Below are 7,726 nucleotides of genomic sequence, written 5' to 3'. Positions count from 1 at the left end.
GAGCAGGCCGCGGCAGGCGGCCTGCTCGACGAGCCGGTCAAAGACCTCGTCAACGACGTGTTCGAGATCGGTGAGAAAGCGATCGACCGCGTCTCTCGACGGCGGTCGATCGAACCCACAGCTCAGCCAAATGACCGTGTTCCGAAGCTCTCGTTCAACGGGACGAATGCCGTAGATGTCCTTGTAGTAGCAGTGGAGAAAGCCACGCATCAGCTCTGGTGGGTTGTGTTCTCGTGTTCGCCCCGTCTTCGCCGGGGCGAACACATCGAACTCTTCGAGAAACTCGAATGAAAGGTGCTCAAACAGCGCTAGCGTCTCGGTTTCCACGGCATTGAAGAACGAATCTATCGAAGGATCATCTTGCAGGGTCGCTGAGCTCATCCACCTCAGCATTCACCCTGCTCTTTGGTGTGCTACTCGTTCTATGACACCCTCGCACTCGTATAAGGATACGGCATCGCTCCGAGGAGATAGAGCGGATCCACGCCGAGGTTGCACAGGGTGGCGCCGATGCCTCCTCCACACTGACTCTGACACTGGCCTTGAAGCGAAGTTCTCCCTGGAGTACACGGTCGTGAGCGCCGCCGTCCGGGATCGCGGCGTCGCTGCATTTGACCTACAGGCGATTGATGACACTGCGGTCTAACGTCTCCGTGCGCGCATCGACTACGGGGTCGACGAGACGTTCGACTACAACTCTCACGCGGCCGTCGTTCGGATCGAGATGAGGGAGCCTACGAGCGTCGGCAGGATCCCCTCCCGGTACCCACGACGATTCTCTTTCGGATGCGGAACTCGGCGGCAATGTTCGACGACTGCACGCGTCGCGCCGTCCCGAAGCGACGGCCGACGAACTCGCAGCGATCTTCACGTCACTCCACGACCACGGGGACGTTGTGACGGCGATTCGGAACGCCAGCGATCCATAGGTTTAATTCATCCGAAGACCACTGACTCAACGACCGATGGTAGACAGAGACACAGTCCAGTTGACGGACCAGCAACGTCTCGTCCGGGACTCGATTAGGGACATCTGTTCGGATTTCGATCAGTCCTACTGGCGCGAGAAGGACGTACAGGGCGAGTACCCACACGAGTTCGCTGATGCACTCGCAAGCGGTGGATGGTTCGGGGCGCTCCTGCCCGAGGAATACGACGGTGCCGGAATGGGGACGGAGGAAGTCGTCGTGATAATGGAGGAGATCGCGGCCTCCGGCGGCGGGTTCAGTGCCGCACAGGCGGTCCACGGCGCGATCTACAACTCCGTCCCCTTGGTCAAGTACGGGAGCGAGGAAATGAAAGAGCGTCTCCTGCCGAAAGTCGCACGCGGCGAGGAGTCGATTCAGGCGTTCGGTCTCACCGAGCCGAACGCAGGGTCGGACTCGACGTCCATCGAGACACGCGCCGAACGGGAGGGCAACGAGTACGTCGTCAACGGGCAGAAGATCTGGATCTCCCGGGTTGACGCGAGCGATTACATCGTCCTTATGGCACGCACGACTCCCAGGTCCGAGGTCGAAAAACGCACCCGGGGATTGACGATGTTTCTCGTCGATCTCGAGGACGCCTACGCCCAGGACGGCCTCGAGATCGAGCAGATCGACAAGACCGTGAGCGGTGCCGTCCATTCCTACGAACTGTTCTTCGAGGACCTGCACGTTCCGGCGTCAGCCGTCATTGGCGACGTGGACAGGGGGTTCTACCAGATGCTCGACGGGCTCAACGAGGAACGCCTCGCCATCGCCGCCGAGTGTATCGGTCTCGGAGAAGCCGCCATCGAGGCCGGTGTCGATTACGCCAACGAGCGCGAGGTGTTTGGGCGCGTCATCGGCTCGAACCAGGCGATCCAGCACCCGCTCGCCGAGGCACACGCTCGCGTCCAGGCTGCCAAGGGCATGGTGTACAACGCCGCGAGCGAAGCCGGGAAGGCGACCCAGAAGGACGTCGGTGTGCAAGCGAATATGTCGAAATTCCTCGCCGCCGATGCGGCATTCAGGGCCGCCGACGCCGCCGTGCAGACCCACGGCGGGTTCGGTGTCGCCCGCGAGTACGACGTCGAGCGCTACTTCCGCGAGGCCCGGCTCACTAGGCTGGTGCCGATCACCCAACAACTCGCGTTGAACTACGTCGGTGAAAACGTTCTCGATCTCCCCCGTTCGTACTAATGACCGAGAAAGCTCTCAAGTCCGGCTGGCAGGGACGCTTCTACGAGGATTTCGAGGTGGGGGACGTGTACAAACACCCCTATGGGCGGACGGTGACCGAGACCGACGACGTCTGGTTCACCAACCTGACGATGAACGTCAACCCGATGCACTTCAACGAGGCGTACGCCGCCGAGACGGAGTTCGGCGAGCGCCTCGTGAACGGGACCTTCGTCATCGCGCTGGCGGTTGGCATGAGCGTCATCGACATCTCGATGAATGCCACCGCGAACCTCGGCTACGACGACATTCGTCACCACAGCCCCGTCTTCCACGGCGACACCATCTTCGCCGAGTCCGAGATCCTCTCGAAACGGGAATCGGAAAGCCGTGAGCACGTTGGGATGGTGACGACGGAGCTACGCGCGTACAACGAGGACGACGACCTCGTGCTGTCGTTGGAACGGACGCCGATGGTGCTCAAACGGGAGTACGCCGAGCCGTCCGCCGCACAGCCGCCGGGCTGGCCGGAGGGCGTCGGCACCCACCCGGGTGACCAGGGGTGAGTGAGTACGAGCGACTCGTCGGCGATCTCCCCGTCCGGGACGCAGACGCAGTTGCCGCCGACGTCGCCGCCGCCGCCACCGTCCTCACCAGCGGGTTCGGGAGTGTCGGCTACCCGAAGGCGGTCCCGCTCGCGCTCGCGGAGTCGGACCGCGACCTCTCGCTTACGGTTGTCAGCGGTGGGAGCGTCGGGGCCGAGATCGACGTCGAACTCGTTGAGGCCGACGCCATCGCGCGGCGCTTTCCGTACCAGGCACGCTCGCCCGCCCGCGAGGCAGTCAACGCATGCGACATCGCCTTCCACGACCGCAACATAAGCACGCTCGGCGACGAAGTCCAGTACGGCGGACTCGCCGACGGCGACGTGGCTGTCGTAGAAGCGCTCGCGGTCGGTCCGGACTGGCTGGTCCCCACGACGAGCGTCGGCCAGACGCCGGCGTTCGTCGCGAGTGCGGACGAACTCGTCGTCGAACTCAACTACTCGGTGCCAACAGCGATCCGGGAATTCCACGACATCTATCGGCCCGGGAGGCCGCCGAACCGGCGGCCGATCCCTCTCACCGAGCCCGACGGTCGCATCGGTGACGACCGCATCGAGTTCGATCCCGAGAAACTCGTGGCCGTCGTCGAGACCGACCACCGAGACCAGCCCTACGAGTTCCGCGATCCGACCGACGACGACCGCGCCATCGCGGCGAACCTCGGCGAGTTCCTCGAGGCCGAGGTCCGGCGCTCCCCGCTGTTCGAGGATTCGCTCCGGATCCAGTTCGGCGTCGGCAGCCTCGGGAACGCCCTGATGAGCGCGCTCGGGGAGGCGGATCTCGGCGGACGCGAGCTGATCTACTTCGGCGAGGTCATCCAGGACGGTCTCCTCGATCTCGTCGACGACGGCGATCTAGCGGCCGCGAGCGCGACGTCACTCGCGCTCTCGAGCGAGGGCCAGGACCGGCTATTCGACGACGCCGCGCGGTACGCCGAGGACATCGTGCTCCGGCCGGCCGACCTCTCAAACAGTCCGACGCTCGTCGATCGGTTCGGCGTCGTCGGCGTGAACAGCGCGCTCGAGGTCGACCTGTTCGGGCACGTGAACTCGACACATGTCGGCGGCACGCGGGTGATGAACGGTGTCGGTGGCAGCGGCGACTTCAACCGCAACGCCCCTCTCGCCGTCCTCGCGCTCCCGTCGACGGCCGCGGACGGCGACGTCTCCCGCGTCGTCCCCATGGTCCCACACGTCGATCACACCGAACACGACATCGACGTCGTCATCACCGAACAGGGCGTCGCGGACCTCCGAGGCAACGCCCCCGCAGAGACCGCGGCGGCCCTCATCGAACGCTGTGCCCACCCCGACTACCGCGACGACCTCCGGCAGTATCTCGACCGGGGGCTCGCAGCCGGCGGGCACATCCCCCACGACATCGAAACGGCACTCGACTGGCACACAGACCGACTATGACAGATCCCATCACTGACACGACCCGTATCGTCACTGGTGCTGGCTCCGGCCGGCCGCGCCACCGCAATCGAACTCGAACCACTCGGCGCGACTGCCGCCGACGGCCTCGGCTCGGACGCCCCGGCGAGCGCGTCGCCCCGAACGATGTGGGGGTGCGTTCGCATGAGTGACTCGGTGTACGTCGCTGGCGCCTTCGAGCATCCGACCCGGGAAGCGCCGGAGAAGTCGACGATGCAACTCCACGCGGACGTTGCGGCTGGCGCGCTCGAGGACGCCGGCGTCCCGAAAGACGCCGTGGACGCGTACTTCACTGCGGGCGTTCCCGAGATGGATTTCGCGCTCACACCGTTGATGGCAGCCGACTACCTGGGGCTCGACGTCGCGTACGCCGATACGACCGACTACGGCGGTTCCTCGTACATTGCTCACGTCGGCCACGCCGCGAGCGCGATCCGCGACGGCAAGTGCGACGTCGCCCTGATCACGCTCGCCGGCCGTCCCCGGTCGCGCGGGCAGGCGACCGGATCTGGAACCCGGGAACTCCGCACCGTTCAGGACAGTTTCGAGCGCATCTACGGCGCGACCAACGTCTCCATGTACGGGATGGCTGCCCGCCGCCACATGGCCGAGTACGGGACGACGAGCGAGCAACTCGCCGAAATCCGCGTCGCCGCCTCCCAGCACGCCCAGTACAACGAGCACGCGATGTACCAGGACCCGGTGACCGTCGGTGACGTCGTCGACTCGAAGATCGTCGCCGATCCGCTACACCTGCTGGACTGCTGTGTGATCTCCGACGGCGGCGGCGCCCTCATCGTCGTCTCCGAGGACGTTCGCGCCGAACTCGACCGCGAGTGCGTCGAGGTGCTCGGTCACGGCGAGTCGGCGAAACACCACGACGCCGGCCGTATCGATCTCACCACCACGGGCGCCGTCGAGTCCGGCGAGCGCGCGTTCGCCGAGGCGGGTCTCGGCCCCGAACACGTCGATTACGCCTCGATCTACGACTCCTTCACGATCACCGTCCTTGAGGCGCTTGAGGACCTCGGGTTCTGTGCGAAAGGCGACGGCGGCAAGTTCATCGAGGGCGGCACGCTGCGAGCGGACGGCGACCTCCCGTTCAACACCGACGGTGGCGGCCTCTGTTCGAACCACCCGGGGAACCGTGGCGGGATGACGAAGGTGATCGAGGCCGTCCGCCAAATCCGCGGCGACGCGAACCCGGAGGTGCAGGTCGACGCCGATATCGCCATCGCTCACGGTACCGGCGGAAGTATCGCGACCCGCCACGGCGCCGCAACGCTCGTGCTGGGCGCGGAGGGTGAAGCATGATGGACTCGTGGGAACCCCGACCGCTCTCCGACGTTACACCGGAGAGCGAGCGCTACTGGGCCGCCGCGAGTGAGGGCACACTCCTGCTGTCTACGTGCCCGGACTGCGGGCTCACCATCCACTACCCGCGCGCTCGCTGTCCGGACTGCTTCACGGAAACGGAGTGGCTGGAGGCGAGCGGCGACGGCACCGTCTACTCGTACTCGGCCGCCGAGCGCATGGAGGGCTGGCCCGAGGACGACCTTCCGCTCGTCGTCGCTTACGTCGAACTTGACGAGGGCCCCCGAATGATGACGAACCTCGTCGAGTGCCGCCCGGAGGACGTCTCCGTCGGCGATTCCGTCTCAGTCGCGTTCGCCGCCACCGACCGTAAGGACGTCGGGATTCCGGTTTTCCGCCTCGACTGAGGCCCAGCCGTTCCTCGCACTGCCGCCGAACTTTCACAGCCGGTTCACGACGCGCGGGGATCGAGGTGTGTTCTTGACCGTCGAGACGGTCGGTCGGTTCGAACATCCCGAGCACGGGTTGAGCCGTGGGAGTGCGATCGAGAACGTCGCGAACGATGATGCGTTCACTTAACTCCGACTCCGAAGACAGGACCTCGCGTGAGGACCGCCGCTGTGGAACCACCCCCGGAGGAAGGTCGCTCGCCAGAGCGGAGTGTCACCGGGACCTGCTTTCACCGAGGTACACGGGTGAACTCGACCTGCAAGCCCAGCCACCGGCCGTCGAACGTCGACTCATAGTCGTCTTCTACGTACGGTCGCACGCCCTCCCTGTGTTCCTCGGTCGACAGAAGCGGCTCGAACTGCTGTCGGTCGTAGGCGATCCCCTCCTCAAGGCTCGTCCGGGTAGCGATGGCAGCCGACCGTTTGATCGCCTGGATCGCGGGCGGTGGTTTCGGGGCGACCGTCTCGGCGAACTCGGCGACGGCGTCGTCGAACTCCGCCCCGTAAACCCAGCAAACGAGGTTCACGCGCGCGGTCAGCGCTGACGTGCTCGCCCGTCATCGCGATCTCCTTCGCGGCGGCAGGCAAAGTGAGTTCGCTGAGCAACTGCACGCCGCCCGCACCAGGGATGAGTCCGAGGCCGACTTCCGGGAGGCCGAACCGCGCTTCCTCGTTGGCGCTTGTCGCGGCCTGCCGCGACGTGCTTCGCGTAGTGTCAGCTCAGGCGGGAAGCGACTACGAGAACGTCTCGGGCCGGTCATTGAGGAGGCTGACGACCTCTCCCAGCCGCTCGGAGAAGTCTGGTCCGACGGATTACCAGCCTACCGGGAGATGGAGCACGATCACCTGTACGTTGTCCATGACGACGGATACGTCTCCGAGGAGGGCGTCTACACGAATCAGGCCCAGTGCCTCTGGTCGCTGCTCCGGCCATGGTTGGCTAGATTACCGAAGAGCGTCTTCTCAAGTATCGTATGGTATCACCGGACGGAAAACGAGAAAACAGCTCACAAATTTCGGTCAAACCTGCAGAGAGGGGGATGGAGAATTATGATCATCTACTTGTAATGGTTACGTCTTTGCTCAGTGACGTTGCCAGAAACTGTCGGTTGAGAAGGGGTGACTTATAATATTACCAACTGTGTTTGTAATGGAAACGCTGCTGCTGGAACAGCCCGACACGGGACGTTCCGTCCAGCAAATAGGGGACTGAAGGGTTATACCCCAATTATTCCTCGAACGAGACAACATCATCCGGCACACCGGGCATTATTGAACTACGCTCTTGTGAAGTACATTGTTGGTGAGTCAGAGAACTTCTCGGATAATCTGTTTCAGTGCTTCTCGTCCCGGTTTGCGGAGGATTCGTCGCCGAAGTTGGAACGGTCTGAGATACGCTGTGAGTTTGTCCTTTGAGATGCCTCGATGCGGCGAGAGCCACCGTCGCGCCAGCGACGCGTGGCTCTCGCACGTGTTCACGTGTGCGTCTCCATCAACGTACTCGCCGTCACCGTGAATTACTGCTTCTCGGTGGAAGTTCTCGTCATCGTCGAGTGGATCGTAGGCCCGAAATCCGTCAGTATACACGGTCAGCGACTCCTTCTCGTGGTTGTCGAGAAGGAGTCGAACCGTTGCTTCGTCGGCGGATTTCGCCGGGACGACGTATCGCTGACCGCTGCCGCGATCAACGAGCGTGAACACCGGCGGTTTGTCCTCTTCATACGTTCCTCGTCCACGTTTTGAGAGGGCACGCGAGCGCGACCCAGAGTCGCGCTCGC

At 64.0% G+C, this 7,726-nt stretch carries 7 protein-coding genes and 3 pseudogenes; 6 read left to right on the top strand and 4 right to left on the bottom strand.

Features of this window, described 5'->3' with window-relative positions:
* Positions 1 to 381: pseudogene (locus ACFQEY_RS05675) on the bottom strand (IS5/IS1182 family transposase); the annotation flags it as partial.
* 584 nt (positions 382 to 965) lie between these two features.
* Here ACFQEY_RS05675 and ACFQEY_RS05670 point away from each other — a divergent pair.
* From ACFQEY_RS05670 to ACFQEY_RS05650, 5 genes are all read left to right on the top strand, one after another.
* A complete protein-coding gene (locus ACFQEY_RS05670) occupies positions 966 to 2,165 on the top strand; it encodes an acyl-CoA dehydrogenase family protein (protein WP_379765648.1) in 1,200 nt (399 codons plus the stop codon).
* Positions 2,165 to 2,710 (top strand): MaoC family dehydratase, encoded by a 546-nt coding sequence (locus ACFQEY_RS05665; protein ID WP_379765645.1) that lies wholly within the window; start codon positions 2,165 to 2,167, stop codon positions 2,708 to 2,710. The genes ACFQEY_RS05670 and ACFQEY_RS05665 overlap by 1 nt, the downstream gene beginning before the upstream one ends.
* Entirely contained in the window at positions 2,707 to 4,167 is a 1,461-nt protein-coding gene (locus ACFQEY_RS05660) for an acetyl-CoA hydrolase/transferase C-terminal domain-containing protein (protein ID WP_379765642.1), read from the top strand. The genes ACFQEY_RS05665 and ACFQEY_RS05660 overlap by 4 nt, the downstream gene beginning before the upstream one ends.
* Positions 4,168 to 4,329: 162 nt before the next feature.
* Complete coding sequence (locus tag ACFQEY_RS05655) at positions 4,330 to 5,499, top strand: thiolase domain-containing protein (RefSeq protein WP_379765639.1); 1,170 nt, start codon at positions 4,330 to 4,332, stop codon at positions 5,497 to 5,499.
* On the top strand, positions 5,499 to 5,906 hold the full coding sequence (locus tag ACFQEY_RS05650; protein ID WP_379765636.1) for a Zn-ribbon domain-containing OB-fold protein: 408 nt from the start codon (positions 5,499 to 5,501) through the stop codon (positions 5,904 to 5,906). Before ACFQEY_RS05655 ends, ACFQEY_RS05650 begins: the two co-directional genes overlap by 1 nt.
* A gap of 272 nt (positions 5,907 to 6,178) precedes the next feature.
* On the opposite strand, the gene ACFQEY_RS05645 is transcribed toward ACFQEY_RS05650, so the two are convergent.
* Together ACFQEY_RS05645 and ACFQEY_RS05640 are read right to left on the bottom strand one after the other, a co-directional pair.
* A complete protein-coding gene (locus tag ACFQEY_RS05645) occupies positions 6,179 to 6,475 on the bottom strand; it encodes an enoyl-CoA hydratase/isomerase family protein (protein ID WP_379765633.1) in 297 nt (98 codons plus the stop codon).
* Positions 6,476 to 6,533: 58 nt separating this feature from the next.
* Positions 6,534 to 6,578, bottom strand: a pseudogene (locus ACFQEY_RS05640) (hypothetical protein); the annotation flags it as partial.
* 46 nt (positions 6,579 to 6,624) lie between these two features.
* Here ACFQEY_RS05640 and ACFQEY_RS05635 point away from each other — a divergent pair.
* A pseudogene (locus ACFQEY_RS05635) lies at positions 6,625 to 6,893 on the top strand (IS1595 family transposase); the annotation flags it as partial.
* Between the two features lie 363 nt (positions 6,894 to 7,256).
* On the opposite strand, the gene ACFQEY_RS05630 reads toward ACFQEY_RS05635, so the two are convergent.
* The coding region (locus tag ACFQEY_RS05630) for an IS1595 family transposase (RefSeq protein ID WP_379765630.1) at positions 7,257 to 7,726 on the bottom strand (470 nt) is incomplete at its 5' end.

It is taken from the genome of Halorubrum trueperi (assembly GCF_042662525.1).
GTDB lineage: Archaea > Halobacteriota > Halobacteria > Halobacteriales > Haloferacaceae > Halorubrum > Halorubrum trueperi.
The sequence above is the reverse complement of the archived record's forward strand: the minus strand, read 5'-3'. Positions and strand labels throughout refer to the sequence as shown.